The following is a 20,657-nucleotide window of genomic DNA, read 5'->3' as shown; positions in this document are numbered from 1 at the left end:
TGTTATATACTAAACCAATTAATTACCTTCTATATGAAACAGAAATTACTCTTGCTGGCACTATTCACTTTGTTCAGTTTTCAGTCATTTGCCCAGGCCGAAGCCTATCCTGTACAGGACATAGTGCAGTGTAACAGTGAGGTTTTTGACCTTACTGCGCAGACACCCATTACTTTGGGAAACCAGGACCCACTCAATTTCACAGTTAACTATTATCTCAGCTGGCAGGATGCTGAGGATAACACTAACCCTATTACAAACCCTACTGCGTTTATGATAACCACAGGGAATATTGAGCAGGCGCTGTACATCAGGGTTACAAATACTAACGATGGCAGCTTTGATACAACGAGCTTTGTAGTAGGTTTTTGGCCAGCCCCATTCGTTCCCGACGTAAGTGATATAGCTGTATGCGACAGTTTTGTACTTCCTGCACTTGAGAGTGGTAATTATTATACCGATCCAAGTGGCTCGGGTGCAGTACTACCGGCGGGCACTGTTGTTGTAGACTCTCAAATGCTATATATCTATGCTTCCAACGGCTCATGTAGTAATCAAAGCAGCTTTACTGTAACAATACTCAATAGCCCTGAAACTGGCTTCTTCCCGGAAGTAGTTTCCTGCGAGAGCTACACGCTGCCAGCATTGCCGCAACCTTTTAATTACTATACAGGTCAGGGTGGCACTGGGACACAGCTTTCTGCAGGCGATGTTGTAACTACGTCGCAGGTAGTCTATATAATGGGTTCGAATGGGAGCTGTGTGGCAGAATATGATATCTATATAACAATAACAAACGGTGTTGACTGTAACTCTTCTCTCGAGCCACTCACAGCATGTGATGTTAATGGTGATGGTGTAGCTGCGTTCGACCTTGAGCCGATATTCGGGATTGTTTATAACAGTACGCCGGGCATATTGAATATGGGTATTTATGAAACATATCTGGATGCCCAGAATGGTACTAATGCTATTGGAGATATAAATTCCTATACGAATATAAATCCCGGACAGCAGGTGCTTTATGTAGGTATCGTAACCGAGAATGGGGTAGTGGTTCGCCAACTTGAACTCGTTGTGACACAATGCGAAGGTAATTTTACTGTTTCAGGCCACGTAGCTTATGATGCAGATGGCAACGGGTGCGATGAAAATGACCCACCCGCAGCAGGGGTGCAGGTGTATTATATATCCGGAAATTATGGAAACTATGCCTATACTGATGCAAACGGGAATTATACTTTTTATAATGTCCCTACTTCAGAGATCACCGTATATGTAAACACCTATTATCCTACGAATCTTATTTCCTCACCTGCAAATTATCCGCTGGCAGTTGATGACAATTTTAATGACATAAACTTCTGCCTTATGCCTCCGGCACCAGTAACCGATGTAGCTGTATATGTATACCCTATGACAGCTGCACAGCCGGGCTTTGCTGCGGGCTACATGGTTGCTGTATACAATTACGGAAATACTCCTGCAAACGGTACTGTATCGTTGCAATTTAATGATACACAGCTGGATTATACATCCTCAGTTCCTGCGGCAGCTCAGTCCGGTAACGTCCTGACATTTAATTATGGTACATTACAGCCTTACCAGACATCCTATATCTATGTCAATTTCACAGTGGGAATGCCTGGAGTTGTAGACCTGGGCGACGTACTTTCATTTACTGCTACTGTAACGCCGCTATCCGGTGATGCCAATACAGCTAATAATACTTATGAAATGACCCATATTGCGACAAACTCATGGGATCCCAACGACATTAATGTGCGTGAAGGCGAGCAGATCACCGAATTGCAGGCCGACGGTTACCTGCATTACACCATCCGTTTCCAGAATATGGGGAATGCCAACGCTCACAACGTAAAAGTGCTTACTATACTCGATGACAATCTTGACTGGACTACTTTCCAGACAATGGTTTCCAGCCATAGTTTCCAGACAAACCGCGGCGGCAACGGTAGCGAGGTAGAATTCAGGTTTACAGGTATTGAGCTCCCGGGCACAAATAATGAACCTGAAAGCCATGGTTTTATCGAATACAGGATAAAGCCCAAAGCGAATGTTGAAATAGGGGATGTTTTTGAAGCACAGGCCGGTATCTATTTTGACTTTAATCCGGTTGTGAATACTAATAGCATTACTACAACCATAATGGACACAGCAGGTAATAATGATTTTAACGCTGGAGGTTTCGTAATGTATCCAAATCCTGCATCTTCGAAAGTAACTTTGGAAATGCAGAGCGGTACAGCAAATAATGCTAGCGTAACTGTTACCGATGTATTGGGGAAAATAATAGTTAAAACTACTGTTCACGCCACACAGTCAGATATTGATGTGTCATCATTGAAAAGCGGAGTATATTTTATAACGCTTAATGCAGATGGCAAACTGGCTACCAAAAAATTGGTTATTAAATAAGTAACAGTGATTATGATAAGAATGCCGCAGTTGATAGTCTGCGGCATTTTTTATTTTATATATATCACTAATATTTGATACATAAATGGTAGAATTTATTTGGGTCACAGGGATATATTAGAAATCACTTACATGTTTTAAATCTAGTAGTGTTACAATAAAACGATTTTCTATTTAAGGATAACCAAATTCAAAAGCAACGTTGCTGTATTCATCTCTGTGGTCCCCATCCTCTCCTAATATTTTGGTAGTATGTCCATTCACTAACCCGTGGTATTTGCCACATATAGTTTCAGTACCATAAGTCTCATGCAGAATACTTTTATTGTGTATATCAATACATACAAGACTATCCCCTAACTTGTTAAGATAAATATCAGGATTAAAAATTGACAGATTTTCAGCGTAACATTCATTATAAATTTCTTTTTCTTCTTCTGAATATCTCTCTACAAATTTTTCGTAGCTATTTATAAGTCTCTTCAAAGCCATTACAAAACCAATATTGCTTTCTGCAGACTTGCCAAGCCATTATATGCAGTACTATAAATTCGCATTATAATCCTAAAATTAGCTTCTTTTATATTGTCCATTTTTATTTTTTAAAATTTCTCGGTTATAAAGTTGCAACTTACAAGTCAATCATCAAAAAGACTAAAATCAAGGTCTATAATAATTTGTTTCATATCTACTTTTTTATTAGTGCAGAACTCTTTTACTGTAGCTAAAATATTATAATTAGAATTAGTATTTCGTACAACAACGTAATAATTGTTATCACCATCTATATTATCTAAATAAGCTATGCCGTGACTATCTAAAACTGCAACCTCTTTTTTTAATGTGTTACTGCGAATATTGAGGTAATTTTCAATATCATGACATAACACAACTATCCTATCAAACATTCCATGGTTTGTAATTCGTCCTCTGGAAATACATACACTCAAAAAACCTCTGGTCATTTTTGAAAGTTTTTTTAATAACTCAAGAAGATCATTTAAATCATCAATTGACGATTGTTTTTCCTCGTCGGTTGTCATATTCAGGTAACTATTATATAAACCGGCATTCTTTGTTGCTTTCTCGCTAGCATCAGGTTCTACATCAAGATAACTTTTTTGCTTATTGCCTGAATAAAGTTCTTTAATTATCTCAGCCCAGTTTATCTCTTCGCAATAATATTGATTCTTAATACTCCTGAATTCCATGTCCGCCATAATGCCTCCGGTAAAAATATTTACCATCTGCTGTGGATTATGAACAACGTGATAAGATGTTTTATAACTACTGAGCTCGTTGATTAAGTGGCTGATCTTACTGCTATAGCTTTTTCCGTCAAATTCCGTTAAAGGTGAACAAATTAATAAGTACCATTTGGTTAATCCGTGAAATTGGCTTTCCGCAAACTGTGCTTTTACTTTTACGGCAAAATCTTTTTCCGTCACATCAAAGTGACTTTTAATTTGTATACCAATCTTACACTCATTTGGATATTCAATTATCAGATCCACACCATGGTCATTTAATGCTTGTGTTTTAAATACATTGGGATTTCCAATCAGTGCGCTTGAATTTTCAATATATCTTAGAAGCAAATCTAACAGATCATCATGTTTCTTATTTGTAAAATAAGATGTCTCAACATCTAAAGAGGATTTTCTATTAAAAATAGTACTGATATTTATAATTGCTTCTTGTTTAGTCATTTTTTAGTTATAAAAAAAGATACCTAAGCACCTCATATAGTGTATATTTTCGTATTTTTAAATCAAAATTCAATTGATGTTTTAGAGGAAATCTAAATCCCTTTAGCTATCCTAATCCTAATTATAGTTTGAAGGGAGAGAGTCATGATAAAAAGAAACTAGAATTTATATAATCCCGCCTCCTGTGGGACAAATTTCGGGAGTAACTTATTTTTTCTCTTTAGGTACAGCCTGTTTTTTATAAAGCGGTATAAAATAAGAAACCGTGTAGTTAAAGCCTACGCCAAATTTACCGTCATAAGTGCGGTTAAAGCCGGGTATATAAAGGTTGTCGAAACCGGCCGGCTTCTTATCGGTCAGCAGGTTGTTCAGCCGGAAGCTAAATCCTATAAAAAGGTTGTCAAAAACTTCTGCTTTAAGGCCGCCCACAACTTCAATCCAGTGTGCTGTAAGCCCGCTGTACCTGGTGTCAGGATAAATCGTAACCTCATCAAAATAGCCGGAGCTTTCGTAGGTTTTATACGAATTCAGGTTTTGGCTGAAACTTGCAAAACCATAACGGAGGCCCACATAGATCATGTTCTCCATATCAAGCCAGTTATCGTAGGCATTGTAGTCAAATCCTATTTTGAGGTAGCTTCCTTTGGTCGTGAAGTTCAGCTGTGCATCATTCACAGTATAATCAACATTGCCAAGCTCGGCTGCCGCATAGATTTTTTTGGTAAGCCTGTAGTCACCTACCACCTCGAGCCCCCTGAAGCCGTCATCATAAAAGGAGCGGGTCAGCCGGTGCAGGTCAACGCCTACGCGAAGGCCATAGCGGTCCGTTTTAACAGGCGGCGCAATCGTATCCGTGGCTTTTTTCTCTTGCGAAAAACCGGAAAACGAAAGCAGCAGCAAAAGGCTATAAAAAAATCTTGAGATGTGTTTCATTTTCGTTTTCAATATTAGTGGTCTCAACGCTAAAACTATCTATCCATAATCCGTCAGCAGCATCGGAATCGGTCAGTTTCGGGTTAGAGCCAGCCGGCTGGTCTGGATTAAGCGTAAAAGTGGTTTTATATCCGCAGGCACGGGATACATAGAACTGGTTTGTAGTATAGTTAAATTCTAAAAAGTCAGTATTGTAAGGGGTAAATTGCCCATTCGATAGCCTCCTGGTAAACATAAGCCCCCATTTTGTAGTTGTGGCATTTGTGCGTAGCGGCAACTTTATATTGTTGAATGTAGTAGTTACATCATCGGCAACAGCAGGGAGTGTGTCCGTTTCTCCTACCGCATAATATTTAAAATTAACCACATTCACCAGCTCTTCGGTATTATCCTTGTCGTAAAATTCCACAATAATGCTTGGAGTGGTAGGAGTGGTTTCAGGACAAATATCGTCCTTTTCGCAGCTCAGTACAAAACACGTCACTACCAGTAAAAGGGTTATGGATGCAATTAATCTTTTCATAGCGGCAATGCCTTTTTAATTATCTTTTTTCCAAAAGTACAACATTTTCCACATGATGCGTTTGCGGGAACATATCTACCGGCCGGACACGGGTGACTTTATATACCTCGTCCATCAATGCGAGGTCACGCGCCTGTGTCGCCGAGTTACAGCTTACGTACACAACCTTATCAGGTGCGATACGTAATATCTGTTCGATAACATCCTTGTGCATACCGTCGCGAGGCGGGTCGGTTATAATTACATCCGGCTTGCCGTGCGTGGCAATAAATTCCTCATTGAAAACCACTTTCATGTCTCCCACAAAAAACTCGCAATTGGTAATATTATTGCGCTTTGCGTTTTCCCATGCATCGGCAATAGCTTCGGGAACGGCTTCAACGCCTATTACTTTTTTAGCCTTGCGCGATACGAACTGCGCTATTGTTCCGGTGCCGGTATATAGATCATACACTACCTCATTGCCTGTAAGATCTGCAAAGTCGCGGGTTATGCTGTACAACTCATAGGCTTGGTCAGAATTCGTTTGGTAGAATGACTTGGCATTAATGCTAAAGCTAAGGCCTTCCATCGATTCCAGTATATAATCGCGGCCTTTATAAAGAATGATTTCCTGATCGTAGAGGGTATCATTGGCCTTTTGGTTCACCACATATTGCAGCGAGGTAATGCCAGGAAAATTATGTGCAAGGAAATCCAGCAGGAGTTCCCTTTGTTCTTTATTATCGTCGAAGAACTGTATCAGTACCATGATCTCGCCGGTAGATGCCGTGCGTATCATCAGTGTACGCAACAGCCCCGAGTGCTCCCTGGGGTTGAAGAATTCCAGACCGTTTTCATTTGCAAAATCCCGTACGGCATTGCGTATCATATTGCTTGGATCTTCCTGGAGGTGGCATTTGGTGATATCCAGGATCTTGTCCCACATGCGCGGAATGTGAAAGCCCAGAGCATTCCGGTTATCTATTTCTTCACCGCTGCGGGCTTCTTCCTCGGTGACCCAACGGGCATTTGAAAAAGAGAACTCCATTTTATTGCGATAGAAAAATTGCTTTTCGCTGCCTTTTATCGGCTCAAATTCAGGAAGCTCCACCTTACCGATGCGCTTGAGGTGGTTGTACACCTCGCGGTTTTTATAGAAAAGCTGCTTATCATAATTCATGTTTTGCCATTTACAGCCGCCACAGGCTCCAAAATGCTGGCATGGAGGGATCACCCTGTCGGCCGAATATTCGTGGAAATGCACTGCCTTGCCTTCGTAGTAGGCCTTCCTTTTTTTGAATGTCTGTACATCCACAACGTCCCCGGGTACTACATTAGGTATAAAAATTACTTTGCCGTCCGGTGCCTTAGCTACCGAAACGCCTTTTGCACCTGCATCGAGCACGGCTACATTATCGAATACGATCTTATCGGTTATCTTCCTTTTTCCCATGCGGCAAAAATAAACCTTTGCAATTAAAAATCAGAAAATATTTTCATCTCAGAGTAGGTGGGCATGAAGCAAAAGAAAAATTGTATTTTAGCCCATATAATTCACCTATTATGAAAAAAATAGTACTCTTACTTTGCTGTATTACAGCGCTGCATTCGATTAATGCCCAGGAAAGCCTGCTACAATTCGATAAAAAATATTATGAGTGCGAAAACAAGTGGGTGGCGCTGCCCCTTACAGAAAAGGATACGGCGTATATGATCGGTGTGGTTTACCTTGATGAACAGGCAGGATTTACCTTTGGTTATGAGGGCAAGATGACTATTACGGATAAATACAGGTCCCATATAGAGTCACCAAGGACAAACAGGATGATCTATAGGATACCGGAAGAATATACCCAAATGGCTATTATACCAGATGCCAAAGTGCAGGAAATGAACCTGCCAACTGAACCTGACTGGCTCCCAATTTACAGGAAAGGAGAGGATGAAGTGCAAAGCCAGGTAAAACGGGGTTTTCATTTTAACCATATTGGAGGTAGCCTGCAAGCTATCCCAATACTGCTAAAAGCCTACGCTAAGGAACCACATGCTGAAGGGCTTGAATTTGAGCTTGCGTATGCCTACAATGCAATTGAACAGCCTGCTAAAGCTATAGAGGTTTTAGAAAAAGCAATTAAGAATGATCCGAAAAATTATATGTTTTACCGTGAGCTCGGTTATTCTTACATACTTGCAGACAAATTTGGTGATGCTGAAAAAACATACAAAAAAGGCATTGCAATGTCAGACAACGCATATCAGCAGGCAGAAATGGCTTTCAATATGGCGGGTGCATATTACAGGTTGAAGGATAAGAAAAAATTCGATGAGTGGGTTGCTATCACAAGAAAATATGCCAAAGAAGATACTATTTACTTTAAGAACCTTTTACTTTTAGAATCTAAATTCGATAAATAATTATGCCAGCCTATCTCGCCCTGCTTCGCGGCATCAATGTCAGCGGAAAAAAGATTATCAAAATGGAAGACCTCCGCAAGCTGATGGAGGCAGCCGGATACGGAAATGTAAAAACTTATATCCAGAGTGGCAATGTGATCTTTACCAGTGATGAAAAATCAAAAGAGAAAATCTCTAAAGTTATTGAAAAACTAATTGAGGTGCAGTATGGCTTTGAAGTTTCGGTATTTGTGGTTGATAAGGGCGATCTGTATAAGGCTGTTGATAATAACCCATTTATTGAAGGGAAAATACCCGAAGAGTCCGGCACAAAAAAGTTGTATGTTACTTTCCTGAGTGAAGTACCATCCGAAGAAAGCATGGAAAAACTAAGGCAATCGCCGATAGGGGATGATGTTATCGAACTGTATGAGGATATATTATATTTTAAACTGGCCACTGGCGCCGCCGATTCGAAGCTGTCCAACAACCTTATTGAAAGTAAATTAAAACTGAAGGCTACAACCAGAAACTGGAACACTACATTAAAACTGATCGAACTACTGGAAAGCAGATAAGTTAGTGCCTGTTTTGCTGTTTCAGCCAATTCACAGCTTCGGACAATGCTTTACCAGCAGTAGTTTCGGTGTCAGGATGTATTGGCCCTTGGTAAGGCTTGTGATTCCTGTCGGCAAAAACCGCTACGGTAAGCAGGATATTACTGCCATCCGAAAGGTCGAACCGCTGGTTGCTTGTTGGCACACCATAGGTATGGGTTCCAAAACTTTTTGTTTTAGGCCTTCCGCGAAAAGCAACTGTAACCGCCTCACCCGAACTGGCTGTAAGCGTATCCTTCAGCACGGCAACGTAAGGATCCTTGTTTTTAAGGATATATTCTTCCTCTAGTATAGTATCGCTATCTCCATCGAATAAAAATTTTCCTTTGTCATAACGCCATGTACTTTCTTTTCCATCAGGGTATTGCGTATATCCTATGATCCCATTACCAAGTACAGGGCCAATGCCTGCCAGCATAGGCGACATATCCCCTCCAAAATTCCCCCTTAGATCAATTATCCAACCGATTAGCCCCTGCTTGTCCCTGATTCGTATATCATTTAGTAGGTTATCAATATATTGCTGCTTCTGTTTGGCATTGCCCATACAATATCTTACTCTTACATAGCCTATAGTGCCAGGTACTTTTTCGTCATGCAAAACAGGTGGAGCTCCTTTAGTATCTTCAGATTGATCTGTAATTGGAGCAAAATAACTATGGCTGTCGCCAAGCAACTTTAGCGCATAATGTATGGAAGGATAGGTGTCAGCAATCGTTTTTGCATCACCGGCTTTTTGTCTTACCTTTTGCCGTAATTCAGTCCAATCAATCTTTTTTCTATTCACAGAATTCTTTTCAAGGATGGCCACCACTTCTTCTATATAAGCCGTAACTTCAGGAGAGGTATGTTTTTTATCGGGCATACATCCCAGTGAAAATATAAGTAATAGTAAATATTTGCTCATTATTATCTATCGATACAGGTAAACTACTTTTTTTGTTAAAAATATAAAATTATTACTGTATTCAAAATGAATTGATTAATTTTATGGAACACAAACAAATCAACATGAAAAGAAATGCAACTGCTGTTTGGGCAGGTTCGCTTAAGGAAGGGGCAGGAAAGCTTACTACCCAAAGCAATGTACTGAGCAACACACAATACTCGTTTAAAACACGTTTTGAAGATGGAAATGGCACCAACCCTGAAGAGTTGATAGCTGCCGCACACGCCGGCTGTTTTACGATGCAATTGACTGCTTACATTAATGAAGCCGGTTATGATGTAGCTTCTATAGAAACAAAGTGCGATATCGACTTCCAGGACGGTAGTGTTGTAAGCTCACATCTTTCGGTTATAGCAAGGATCGATAAAATAGAAACGGATGAATTCCAACAGCTCGTTACTAAGGCAGAAACAACCTGCCCTATATCAAGGCTGCTTAATACTGCAATCTCATCGAATGCAACATTGGTACGGAGTTAAGTTAAAATCAGATTTCATATTAATTGAGAAGCCCCGATTTTTCGGGGCTTTTTTAATGAATATAGTTCGAATTTTACCACAAAGGCACAAAGATTTTTCACAAAGTTTACAAAGCTATAATTGTCAAATACACAAGGCGTTATCTGCGCAGCCTTGCGAACCCTGTGCAAAACCTTGTGGACTTTGTGGTAAATTATTCAGCCATAAAATTTATATTTGGATATAATTTTCCACTATGAACCGTTTCGACAGGATTACCGCCATCTTAATACAATTGCAATCCAAAAGGGTAGTAAAGGCACAGGACCTGGCCGATAGGTTCGGCATAAGCCTGCGTACGGTATACCGCGACATCCGCTCCCTTGAGGAAGCAGGTGTGCCTGTATATGGCGAGGCGGGTATAGGATATTCGCTTGTAGATGGTTACAGATTGCCTCCCATCATGTTTACCCGTGAAGAAGCTATGGCTTTCCTTACGGCCGAAAAGCTCATGGAAAAATTTACCGATGGCAGCCTCCAGCAGCATTTTGGTTCCGCGATGTATAAGGTCAAGGCGGTTTTGCGCGTAAGCGAGAAAGATATGGTGGAAACGCTGGAAGACAACATTCTTGTTTTGGACAGGAGAGTGGATAACAAATCACCGGTCAATATACTGGATGTATTGCTGAAAGCCACTGCCGAAAAGAAAGTCGTAAAACTGGTGTACCGGGCTTTTGGAAACGAGCAGAACAGTGAACGCCTAATAGAGCCACTGGGAATTTTCCATGAGAACGATAATTGGTACACTATAGCCTGGTGCCATCTTAGGGAAAGCTACCGGCAGTTCAGGGCCGACCGCATAATAAATGTACGCCTTACGGAACAGCCACAGCAGGAACGCACATCTTTGAAGGAATATTACAAGCAGCACCAGGAAGTAAGAGATAAAATCGCGCTGCAAAAAGTAGTTATCCGCGTGCAAAAAGACGTTGCCAAATACATGGAACAGCAACGGCATTACTTCGGTTTCATATCGGAAATCGTGGCTGAAGATCACATCGAGATGACATTTCTTTGCCAGTCGTTCGAAGAAGGCCTTGCCCGTTGGCTATTAATGTTTGCCGATAAAACCGAGATTATAGAACCACAGGAACTCAGGGATCAGATTGCCCTGCTCCTTGAAAATATAGTACAGAAACACGGGCTGCCGAAAAATGCAGAGGTGTAGGAAGCTATTTGTATTTTGGAATTTGTGATTTGGAATTTCTTTTAAAATTGCCTTTTCTTTAAATTTTATAAGCAATAATTTTATTTTTAGTAATTTTACTCACTCAAATGGATGATTTCTCTCCAAAAGCAGGAATGGCTGATTAAAAATATAAACAGAATTTACAATGTCAGTTTTAGAAAAATTAAGTTCGGCAGATGCCATCATGCTGGAAGAGAAATATGGGGCGCACAACTACCACCCGCTGCCTGTGGTTTTAAGCAGGGGTGAGGGCGTGTATGTATGGGATGTGGAAGGTAAAAGATATTATGACTTTCTTTCGGCTTACTCAGCTGTCAACCAGGGGCATTGCCACCCGAAAATTATCAATGCGATGATGGAGCAGGCGCAAACGCTTACACTTACATCGCGTGCATTTTACAACGACCAGCTGGGCAGGTACGAAGAATTTATAACCGATTACTTTGGGTTTGATAAGGTATTGCCAATGAATACCGGTGCCGAAGCTGTTGAAACGGCCATTAAACTTTGCCGCAAATGGGCGTACGAAGTAAAAGGAATTGCAGAACATGAAGCGAAAATCATTGTTTGTGAGAACAATTTCCATGGCAGGACGACCACAATCATTTCGTTCTCCAATGATGAGAATGCAAGGAAAAACTTCGGGCCTTACACAGCCGGCTTTATCAAAATTGCATACGACGATATTGAAGCGCTTGAAAACGTTTTGAAGACCGAAAAAAATATAGCAGGTTTCCTTGTAGAGCCTATACAGGGTGAAGCAGGTGTATATGTGCCTGCCGAAGGTTATCTGGCAAAAGCCAAAGAATTATGTACCAACCATAATGTTCTTTTCATTGCTGATGAAGTACAGACAGGCATAGCACGTACAGGCAGGCTGCTTGCCGTACACCACGAGAATGTACAGCCGGATATATTGATCTTGGGTAAAGCAATTTCAGGCGGTTCCTATCCTGTTTCAGCAGTACTGGCGAACGATGAAATAATGAATGTCATAAAACCGGGCCAGCATGGCTCTACGTTTGGCGGGAACCCTATTGCAGCAGCAGTAGCTATTGCTGCGCTTGAAGTTGTAAAAGACGAGAGTTTAGCAGAAAATGCTGAAGCACTTGGAAAGCTTTTCCGTGAAAAAATGAATGAATATATTGCAACAAGCAGTATTGCAACCCTTGTAAGGGGCAAAGGCCTGCTAAATGCCGTCGTAATAAACGACACCGAGGACAGTTCGACGGCATGGGATATTTGTATGGCAATGAAGGATAATGGCCTCCTGGCAAAACCAACACACGGTAATATAATCCGTTTTGCGCCGCCATTGGTCATGAACGAAGAGCAGCTTCTTGACTGTGTAAGCATTATCACAAGGACACTTAAACAATTTGAAAAATAAGACATAGCTATTAACAGGAATTTATATGGACGACCAAAAGTCATTTTCTGAGTACAATTCTTCTTTTGATTCTTTTGAACTGCAACTGAATAGTGATGCAAAAGATTTTTTACGCGGTGCCTCCAGCTGGGCCACCGGGCTTGCTATTATGGGGTTCATAGGCTCCGGGTTTATGTTACTGGCTGCATTAGCAATGTTTGCCGCCGGAAGTTCGCAGGAAATGAACCGGGCCATGAACGGCATGTCGGTATCTTCCCTGGCATTAATGTACCTGCTCATGGCGGTTATGTATTTTATCCCCATGCTGTACCTTATAAAATTTGCCTCGGCAACAAAGCAGGCGCTCAATGAAAATAACACCAGTAAACTTTCTGCTTCCTTCAGGAATCTCAAGAATCATTTTATGAGCGTTGTAATATCCATCATCCTGATAATTATCGCCTTTATAGCATTTGGCATTATGTTCGTAGCAGCAGTAAGCGGCAATATGTAATTTAAACACAAACTATATAAAATGCCCGCTTAAACGGGCATTTTTTTATTATAAGAAATTCGTTTTCCGTCGTTCAGGTTTTCCTCTTGGTCATTTTGTATTAATACTGATATTGAAGTATCAGCAAGCAAATTCATTTCCTGTCGTTTAATTTTTTATATTTGAGTATACGCAACAAAATTTATAGATAATGGTAACTATTGTCAGATTCTTAAAATTTATACATCCAGCCCTGTTTGTATACTGGCTGGTAAGTAAGTTCATTAATATATCAGAAAACCATCTGGTTGGCGCGTTGTATGAAATGTCCTCTTTGCTTTTTGTTGTGCTTACTATTGCAGTTCCTGTGTTTATACTAGTATATTGGTTTAAAAACAAAGGGATATTAAATAAGAAGGATAATATCCGTTTATCACTTCACCTTGTATTCGCAATAATAAATATAATCCTGATGACATTAGATCCTGCGATTTTTTCAAATCTGGCAATAAACGTATAATGCAAATAATTAGTAGTGAAGGTAAGTCCCTGCTTACGATGATACGACAATAGGTTTATTAATAAATAAGAAAAGCCGGGAAACACTATATTTCCCGGCTTTAATTTAAAATAATTTTCGGTTGCCTTATCTAAACCGGTTCGCCTATATAGCGCTCATTAAAAACTTAACAGGCCTGTTATTGCCATGATCGGGTTTGCAGCCACTTAAGCAGAACCATGCGGGTGTACACTCAGTACAGGCCAAATCATGTGCAAGGCAGGCTCCAGAGGAGTAAACACAGCATCCTGTGTAGTTTCCGCAGCATCCCCAGTCACTGCCGCATCCAATCGGGCACCATCCGCTGCAGTCTCCTGCATTCATGGCTACAGTGGCACCTTCAACGAAATCATGAAAGTCATCTGCCGGAACATAAAAGGAATAAAATTCATCATAGGTAATTTGTTCTCTATCTGTATTACGGATGAAATTCAGCAAGTTCAGGTCAGAAGCAAAATTATATTTTGACATTTCTGATTCCAAAAGTTCAACATTTTCTTTTAATGGCGCAATATTAACTTTTAAATCTTCCTGGAACATAAAAAATGTCCTGTCCACAAGAAAGGTAGGGCTCAATGTACCTTCTATAACAGTAGAATGCGCTGCTATAGCCCTCAGGTTAGCACCCACAGCTGATTTTAAGTAAGAAATACCTGAATAGGATGTCATATCCAGATTCTTGTCGATAACTTCATGCACAAGGTCCTGGTAGCTTTGGTCCAGCATAAGTTCCAGTATTCTTAATTCTTCTTCAGACATGTTTACGTCCCTTAGTTTCTCTGCAAATTCCAGGGCTTTCTTTTGCTCGAAATATTTCCAGCCTTCTTTTGAATTATCAAAGGAATATTCTAAAGAAAAGAATGTCACATCATTTTTAGTATCACTGTACGTAAAATAGGTTGTGTAAACAGATCCGTCTTTGTCTACAGAAACTTCGAGATCTCTTGCTTCGTCATCATAAATAATGTTATAGGCAGCGCTCGTGCCTATTCTTTTATTTATGGATGTTTTTTCTTCGGCTGTATCTTCTCTGTTACAGCTTAGCGTAATCGTCAATGCGGAAATGATTACAAAAAGTAAGGAAAATTTTAATTTCATTTTATAAATTTTTATGGTTTGAGTGTGCAATATAAAAAAATATAGCAATCAGTAAATGCTAACAATTTGTTAAAATAATAATTAATGTTTTGAAATAAACGGTATTATTTAATTTATTTGTAATTATATCTATATTTTAATAACTATAATTAAATTTCAAATAGTGATATTTAATAATCAATTTTTCAGGCAGGTTATAGATGAATATAAATCCATCCCCGTTTTAAAGCGACCATTTTATATAATTTATTACATTTGGCACTATGAAAACAATTTATATCATTTTGCTGTTCGGGGCTGCTTTCCTGGCGCTGTTCGAGCAGTCACAGGCAAAGCCCAATATGATTATAATGATCGTGGCTATGGCTGCATTTATGATAGGCCTTATGCGGCTAATGGCAAAAGTGCCAGGCAAGGATGAGCATCAAAATGAAGGGGAGGAAAGCGATGGCACGATTTAAAATTGGTGACGAAGTAGCCGTACTTGATGATTCCTTCAGCGGGCGCGTAAAAGGGATCAAAGGCATTACGGTCATAATTGAAACTACAGAAGGATTTGAACTGCAGTTTGAAGAAAATGAGCTTGTTAAACTTCATAATACAAATGACATGAAGTCTTTTGTTTCTTCCCAGTCCTTAAGTTCAGTCCTTAAAGAAAAAGAACTTCCCAAAAGAAGGAGTTTTGTAAAAGAAAAGAAATCGAAGAAGGATGGATTCGTACTGGAAGTCGATCTCCATATAGAGAAACTGGTTCCCAATAAAAAAGGGATGTCCAATTACGATATACTTACACTCCAAACGGATACTGCCAAACGCCAGTTAGAATTTGCCATACGTAACAGGATGCCTAAGGTTGTCCTCATCCATGGGGTAGGCGAGGGTATACTTAAAGCCGAGCTCGACTTCCTGTTAGGCAGGTATGACGGGATTACATTTCAGGATGCCGATTACCAAAAATACGGCCTCGGCGCTACAGAAGTGTATATTAAACAGAATCCTGACAGATAGAAGCATCCCGTTAATGCAAGATAGCAACCTTAATTCCGGGCACACTAATCAACTATGTACTAAGGTGTAGGCGCATAGTTGCCAAAATAATATTCCCCGGGGAAAAGTGGGTCGCCTACTAGAAGGTCGGATATAGCAAATGTCTGGCCGCTTTCATCAGAATCTTTTCCAAAAACAACGTTATTAAAGCGGATCTGATGCTCTATACCAGCAGGACCGGATGCTGTTACAGTTTTTATAGTTACCGTGCCGGATAGTGCCGACCAACGCTCTGTAATAACAGGTGATATCGGCTTTATCACGTCGCATATATGGGCCTCGGTAATAGAACCATCATATACCAGGAATAAAACTTCGTTTAGATCCGTTTGCGTTGCCAGGTCTATGGTAACATCAGGCCCACCCGCAACTGTAGGAAATGTGCCGGGAACAAAATCGATTATAAGCGCTTCGCGGGCGTTTCTCTCAAAAATCAGAGTGTTTTCCGGGCAATCACGAACAAAAGGAAGTTCATTGTCATCCGTAATGAAATCAAAAGAAAGGCCTATCGGGGTTATTATAGAACCGAACTCGTTATCAACAATCCGTGTTGTTTGCCCATCCTTTGTAAAAGACACATCCACGAGTGTAATTTTGTGGCTGTAACCTGTAATTATATTATTGGTGTTCTTTATCACGTCGGTAACCACCGATATTGTACCCTGGCCACTCCATTCCTCAATGACAGAAGGAGAAGCCGGCGCCGGAAAGGAACACAGTGAATTAGCATTGGGAGTGCCACTGTAATTCCTGTAGGTAATGGTATTACTGCCGGCGATGGGTATCAACGTCGGGATATCATTTCCTTCCGCGTCTTCACCTGTAGGCACGTTGACCAATGGGGTTGACCCAAAGTTGATCATCAGCACTTCGGTACCATTGATCTTGTAATATATATTGCTGTCTCCACACCGGGCAGGAGCACCATCTGCAAAGTTGAATGAGTTAAATGTCATTTCGCCATCATCACATCCCATAGCTAATACCAACAGGGCGATAAGTCCAAAAATCTTTTTCATATAAAGTAATTTTCAACAAAAATAACGTTTTTAGCGAGTTTCCGAAAGGTTTTACATGGCATTCCCATAAAATATGATTGCAAGCCATTTTTCAGTAATTTTGCGGTGATGAAAAAAGTTTATCTCGACAACGCGTCCACTACTCCCATACATCCCGAAGTGCTTCAGGAAATGATGAAGGTAATGGCAGAAAATTATGGCAATCCTTCCTCCACCCACTCCACCGGGCGGAGCGCTAAAGTGGTGCTGGAAACCTCCCGTAAAACCATCGCTTCGCTTATTAACGCCGAAGCACGCGAAATTATTTTCACATCGGGCGGTACTGAGGCAAATAACTGGATCATTCGCAGTGCGGTAAAAGATCTAAAAGTTCAGCGTATCATCAGCAGCCGTAGCGAGCACCACGCAGTTTTGAATTCTGTTGAAGCAATAAGCGCAGAGTATGGCGTTACTTTGGATTTTGTGCGTTTGCTGCCGAGTGGCGCTGCCGACCTTACGCACCTGGTGGCGCTTCTATCGGATAATGTTCCCACACTGGTAAGCCTTATGCATGTAAATAATGAAACGGGCGCTATCCTGGATATCGACAGGGCGGGGCGTATCTGCAGGCAGGCAGGGGCATTGTTCCATACGGACGCAGTGCAGTCGGTTGGAAAAGAAAAGTTAGATATGCAAAACCTCCCGGTTGACTTTTTAGTGGCAAGCGCGCATAAATTCCACGGGCCAAAAGGTGTTGGTTTCGCATTCGTCAGGAAAAATATAATGCTTCGCCCTATGCTATACGGCGGGGAACAGGAAAAGGGGCAGAGGGCAGGTACCGAAGCCATACACCAGGTTGCAGGTATGGCAAAAGCGCTGAAACTATCCTATAGCACACTTGAAAAAGATAGGGAGTATATTACCTCCTTAAAGCAGTATCTCGTTGAGCAACTGGCTATCCATTATCCCGATTTTAAAGTTAACGGACAAACAGGTAGCGATAGTTCGGGATTATTTTACAATATCGTAAATGTCCTGTTGCCAATGTCGGAAGAGAAAACATCAATGATATTGTTCCATCTTGATATGAAAGGCATTGCTGTTTCACGCGGCAGCGCATGCCAGTCGGGAAGTATAAAGCCATCGCATGTGCTCAGGGAAATATTGCCAGCCGAAGAAATAGGGAAACCGTCGCTGCGTATTTCTTTCAGCCACTATAATGACAGGGAAGATATCGACATGCTTATTGAGGCCCTGAAGTCAGTGTAAAATAAGAAACATTATCGTTGATTTGGTGGCATGTATTTTGCTACGTTTGTAAAAAAAATTAAACACATGAAAAAAATTATTTTCAGCCTGCTTGCCATAGCAGGATGTATTACGACAAATGCCCAGTCAAAAGGAAATTTCGAATTTGGGCTTAATACAGGACTTAATTTCAGCACGTCCACTTCAAGCGATTATGGTAGTATGGATACAAACTACAGTTATAATTTTGCCGGATCGGCAGAATATTTTTTCTCTGAAAGTTGGGGTATAAAGGCAAAGCTGACCTACGACAGGAAGGGATGGGATAACGACCTTATTGATGATGAACTAGGACGCACATATACCACTGATATCAATGCTGACTACCTGACCATACCGGTGATGGCGAGCTGGCATTTTGGGCGTACTAACAATTGGTACCTTAATTTTGGAGGTTATGTTGGTTTTTTAATGAGTGCTAAAGAAACCAGGTTTGACACCGATATAAAGCATGTATTCAATACTACCGATGCCGGGCTTGCACTGGGATTGGGCGTGAAGATACCGGTTTCTGATTTTATAAAGATTTTTATCGAATACCAGGAGCAGGCAGGTGTTATCGATGTTTTTAAAAATAATGACTATGATCCCGTTTTAAACTCCCGAAGTGCTATAAACGTTGGGATCAATTTTTTACTGTAATACTCCTGATGTACTATATAAAGATCCGCGTAAGCGGATTTTTTATACCTTAAAATTATTTTTTCTTCTTTCGGCCCCAATTCCTTTTCATCTTTTTATAGGATGTTTTAGAGACTGTGGAGTTTTTCTTTTTTCTTGAGATGCCTTTTCTTTTCCTTGAGTTGATGTTATTGACCAGGGAATTCTTCACGCCCAGCTTGTTCTTTTTATGGCTGCTTTTCCTGGCTTTCTTTTTAAGTTTACGGCTCATAGTATGCTATTTACAATAAAGATATTGCAAATGATCTACCTGCAAAAAGACTATAACTTTCCTGTAAGAATTGTTTACTACTTTGCGAGAATGACTTTATTCATTTTCTCCTGCTGGGCATTTGTCGGCACCAGCGTAAAGCTTAAAAAATCAATTATCCATGTCCCGTCTTTTTTTACGGCATGGCTTACCAGCCTCCACGGGATTTCAGGGCTGAAAAGGTCGATCTTATATTGTTCCATTATTGTTGCCGTGGTACCGCTCCCGTCAATCCTTATTTCGCGCGTATCCACGGTATACGCAATAGTTCCGAGTGTGGGGTCGTTAAGTGCCTCTGCCATGTTCTCTGCATACGTATCCCGGTTGTAGATCTCGGTAGGATCTGTACCGCAATACAGGCCATTGCTGTCAAGAAGGTTTTTGAAGTCATCACCCTTTTTGTTTTTAAGCGCATTATGAAAAGTATCCATCAATGCTATAACCTCTTTCTTTGCCATGTCTTCCGGGGTGGCCTTCCCGGTGGTTTCGGTGACTGTCTTTAAAGGTTCTTTTTTTTCACATCCGCTTATTGAAGCCAGTAAAATCAGGACGATTATGGAAAAGGATTTTTTCATCAGGTGCTTATTATAAGGCTAAAATAATGATTTTTACTTTTCACTCATTATTTTGCAGCATCATTTAGCCCTGGGTCTCATTACATTTTTTATAAATTGAGATGTGATTTGATTAATTTTTTACGAGAAGGGCAAGGCTGGTATATTTGGAGCCGAGTTTTGTTTCCCATGGCAGCTCGCCAAAAGGCATTACATGGGCCTGCATTCCCTCTTTCACAAGCCTTTTTACCGCAAGGTATGGTCCCGGAATAACATGGCCGTCCTGCCATAAAGGCTTCATAGCCGGAAAATAATCATGAAGCACGATGATGCCATTCGCTGTGAGTAGCTTCAGGGCTATAGGTATTTCCTGGTAAACCATATTAGAATCATGGCTGCCATCCAGGAATATAAGGTCAAAGCGGTCCTGGCAGCTTTCTGAAAATGCCATCGATGTATTTGCTACGAACGAAACAAAATTGAAATTCATTTTGTCCATAATTTCAGAAGGAGAGGGCTGGTTATCGAATTTCAGGCAAGGCCTGTCCTCACCGAAGTTGACATCTACAATATCAACAGTCGTAAGCTTTGCTTTCTCTCCTTTGCTAACATGGATAGCGTTGAGCGCTGCGGCAATATGGAAAGTCGAAGCGCCTACATGTGTGCCTATCTCTAACACCGATGCAGGCTTAAATTTACACATAAGGTAATACAATGCCTTCCTGTCGCCTTTATTTACACCACCGGATGTGGCAGGAAAGTCAAATTTGCTTAATGTTTCTTTAGCGTCTTCCCACTGCTTTGCAATTTCAGCATCTCCAAAAATTCCTTTCAGGTCAATACCACTGCCACTGATAAGGTTATTCGCATTGGTTGAAATTGTTTTTATTTTATTTAGTTTTTTCTTTGCCAGAAAAAGCCAATACTGCTTAAATAATTTTTTTTTCAGTTCCATAGCTAATAATTTGGTATAGCTAAAGTAAGAAAAAAACGATATTTATCATAAATTTATGCAAAATTACTTTTTATGAATGTTGATTTTTTTAT

Annotated in this window: 22 protein-coding genes; 11 read left to right on the top strand and 11 right to left on the bottom strand. The window is 40.5% G+C overall.

Annotated features, from left to right (window positions below; all coding sequences use genetic code 11):
• The first annotated feature begins 33 nt into the window (after positions 1–33).
• Positions 34–2,439, top strand: coding sequence for a T9SS type A sorting domain-containing protein (locus AAEO56_RS00190; RefSeq protein WP_341694987.1), 2,406 nt, complete (start codon positions 34–36; stop codon positions 2,437–2,439).
• Between the two features lie 174 nt (positions 2,440–2,613).
• Here the strand turns inward: AAEO56_RS00190 and AAEO56_RS00185 are convergent, their stop codons facing one another.
• From AAEO56_RS00185 to rlmD, 5 genes are all read right to left on the bottom strand, one after another.
• A complete protein-coding gene (locus tag AAEO56_RS00185; RefSeq protein ID WP_341694986.1) occupies positions 2,614–2,931 on the bottom strand; it encodes a hypothetical protein in 318 nt (105 codons plus the stop codon).
• A 146-nt stretch (positions 2,932–3,077) separates the two neighbouring features.
• A complete protein-coding gene (locus AAEO56_RS00180; protein WP_341694985.1) occupies positions 3,078–4,148 on the bottom strand; it encodes a hypothetical protein in 1,071 nt (356 codons plus the stop codon).
• Positions 4,149–4,355: 207 nt separating this feature from the next.
• Positions 4,356–5,081 carry a DUF6048 family protein gene (locus AAEO56_RS00175; protein WP_341694984.1) on the bottom strand — a complete coding sequence of 242 codons (726 nt, stop codon included), beginning with the start codon at positions 5,079–5,081 and terminating at the stop codon, positions 4,356–4,358.
• Positions 5,053–5,604 (bottom strand): DUF6452 family protein, encoded by a 552-nt coding sequence (locus AAEO56_RS00170; protein WP_341694983.1) that lies wholly within the window; start codon positions 5,602–5,604, stop codon positions 5,053–5,055. Before AAEO56_RS00170 ends, AAEO56_RS00175 begins: the two co-directional genes overlap by 29 nt.
• A gap of 19 nt (positions 5,605–5,623) precedes the next feature.
• On the bottom strand, positions 5,624–7,039 hold the full coding sequence (gene rlmD, locus AAEO56_RS00165; RefSeq protein WP_341694982.1) for a 23S rRNA (uracil(1939)-C(5))-methyltransferase RlmD: 1,416 nt from the start codon (positions 7,037–7,039) through the stop codon (positions 5,624–5,626).
• A 110-nt stretch (positions 7,040–7,149) separates the two neighbouring features.
• On the opposite strand from rlmD, the gene AAEO56_RS00160 reads away from it, so the two are divergent.
• Positions 7,150–8,001 carry a tetratricopeptide repeat protein gene (locus AAEO56_RS00160; RefSeq protein ID WP_341694981.1) on the top strand — a complete coding sequence of 284 codons (852 nt, stop codon included), beginning with the start codon at positions 7,150–7,152 and terminating at the stop codon, positions 7,999–8,001.
• A gap of 2 nt (positions 8,002–8,003) precedes the next feature.
• The gene (locus AAEO56_RS00155) at positions 8,004–8,558 is read left to right on the top strand and encodes a DUF1697 domain-containing protein (RefSeq protein WP_341694980.1); all 555 of its coding nucleotides are present in this window, start codon (positions 8,004–8,006) and stop codon (positions 8,556–8,558) included.
• A 1-nt stretch (position 8,559) separates the two neighbouring features.
• Here the strand turns inward: AAEO56_RS00155 and AAEO56_RS00150 are convergent, their stop codons facing one another.
• A complete protein-coding gene (locus AAEO56_RS00150; RefSeq protein ID WP_341694979.1) occupies positions 8,560–9,462 on the bottom strand; it encodes a S41 family peptidase in 903 nt (300 codons plus the stop codon).
• 146 nt (positions 9,463–9,608) lie between these two features.
• On the opposite strand from AAEO56_RS00150, the gene AAEO56_RS00145 reads away from it, so the two are divergent.
• From AAEO56_RS00145 to AAEO56_RS00130, 4 genes are all read left to right on the top strand, one after another.
• The gene (locus AAEO56_RS00145; protein WP_341694978.1) at positions 9,609–10,025 is read left to right on the top strand and encodes an OsmC family peroxiredoxin; all 417 of its coding nucleotides are present in this window, start codon (positions 9,609–9,611) and stop codon (positions 10,023–10,025) included.
• Between the two features lie 235 nt (positions 10,026–10,260).
• Entirely contained in the window at positions 10,261–11,232 is a 972-nt protein-coding gene (locus tag AAEO56_RS00140; protein ID WP_341694977.1) for a helix-turn-helix transcriptional regulator, read from the top strand.
• A gap of 166 nt (positions 11,233–11,398) precedes the next feature.
• A complete protein-coding gene (gene rocD, locus AAEO56_RS00135) occupies positions 11,399–12,643 on the top strand; it encodes an ornithine--oxo-acid transaminase (protein WP_341694976.1) in 1,245 nt (414 codons plus the stop codon).
• A 25-nt stretch (positions 12,644–12,668) separates the two neighbouring features.
• Positions 12,669–13,136, top strand: a complete 468-nt coding sequence (locus AAEO56_RS00130) for a hypothetical protein (RefSeq protein ID WP_341694975.1) — start codon at positions 12,669–12,671, stop codon at positions 13,134–13,136.
• A 643-nt stretch (positions 13,137–13,779) separates the two neighbouring features.
• Here the strand turns inward: AAEO56_RS00130 and AAEO56_RS00125 are convergent.
• Positions 13,780–14,772, bottom strand: coding sequence for a hypothetical protein (locus tag AAEO56_RS00125; RefSeq protein ID WP_341694974.1), 993 nt, complete (start codon positions 14,770–14,772; stop codon positions 13,780–13,782).
• Between the two features lie 263 nt (positions 14,773–15,035).
• Between AAEO56_RS00125 and AAEO56_RS00120 the strand changes: the two genes are divergently transcribed.
• On the top strand, positions 15,036–15,233 hold the full coding sequence (locus tag AAEO56_RS00120; RefSeq protein ID WP_341694973.1) for a hypothetical protein: 198 nt from the start codon (positions 15,036–15,038) through the stop codon (positions 15,231–15,233).
• Positions 15,220–15,780 carry a Smr/MutS family protein gene (locus AAEO56_RS00115; protein WP_341694972.1) on the top strand — a complete coding sequence of 187 codons (561 nt, stop codon included), beginning with the start codon at positions 15,220–15,222 and terminating at the stop codon, positions 15,778–15,780. Before AAEO56_RS00120 ends, AAEO56_RS00115 begins: the two co-directional genes overlap by 14 nt.
• Before the next feature lie 59 nt (positions 15,781–15,839).
• Here the strand turns inward: AAEO56_RS00115 and AAEO56_RS00110 are convergent, their stop codons facing one another.
• A complete protein-coding gene (locus AAEO56_RS00110) occupies positions 15,840–16,838 on the bottom strand; it encodes a hypothetical protein (protein WP_341694971.1) in 999 nt (332 codons plus the stop codon).
• Between the two features lie 108 nt (positions 16,839–16,946).
• On the opposite strand from AAEO56_RS00110, the gene AAEO56_RS00105 reads away from it, so the two are divergent.
• Both AAEO56_RS00105 and AAEO56_RS00100 read left to right on the top strand, forming a co-directional pair.
• Positions 16,947–18,086: a cysteine desulfurase family protein gene (locus AAEO56_RS00105; RefSeq protein WP_341694970.1), complete on the top strand. Its 1,140-nt coding sequence runs from the start codon at positions 16,947–16,949 to the stop codon at positions 18,084–18,086.
• A 66-nt stretch (positions 18,087–18,152) separates the two neighbouring features.
• Positions 18,153–18,767: a porin family protein gene (locus AAEO56_RS00100; protein WP_341694969.1), complete on the top strand. Its 615-nt coding sequence runs from the start codon at positions 18,153–18,155 to the stop codon at positions 18,765–18,767.
• Between the two features lie 55 nt (positions 18,768–18,822).
• Here AAEO56_RS00100 and AAEO56_RS00095 read toward each other — a convergent pair whose 3' ends face one another.
• The 3 genes from AAEO56_RS00095 to AAEO56_RS00085 form a co-directional block, all read right to left on the bottom strand.
• Positions 18,823–19,017: a hypothetical protein gene (locus AAEO56_RS00095; RefSeq protein WP_341694968.1), complete on the bottom strand. Its 195-nt coding sequence runs from the start codon at positions 19,015–19,017 to the stop codon at positions 18,823–18,825.
• A gap of 77 nt (positions 19,018–19,094) precedes the next feature.
• A complete protein-coding gene (locus AAEO56_RS00090) occupies positions 19,095–19,631 on the bottom strand; it encodes a nuclear transport factor 2 family protein (RefSeq protein ID WP_341694967.1) in 537 nt (178 codons plus the stop codon).
• Between the two features lie 112 nt (positions 19,632–19,743).
• Positions 19,744–20,565, bottom strand: a complete 822-nt coding sequence (locus AAEO56_RS00085) for a class I SAM-dependent methyltransferase (protein WP_341694966.1) — start codon at positions 20,563–20,565, stop codon at positions 19,744–19,746.
• Between the last annotated feature and the right edge of the window lie 92 nt (positions 20,566–20,657).

Origin of the sequence: Flavobacterium arundinis, from assembly GCF_038289855.1 — a bacterium.
In the GTDB taxonomy this organism is placed as follows: domain Bacteria; phylum Bacteroidota; class Bacteroidia; order Flavobacteriales; family Flavobacteriaceae; genus Flavobacterium; species Flavobacterium arundinis.
The sequence above is the reverse complement of the archived record's forward strand: the minus strand, read 5'-3'. Positions and strand labels throughout refer to the sequence as shown.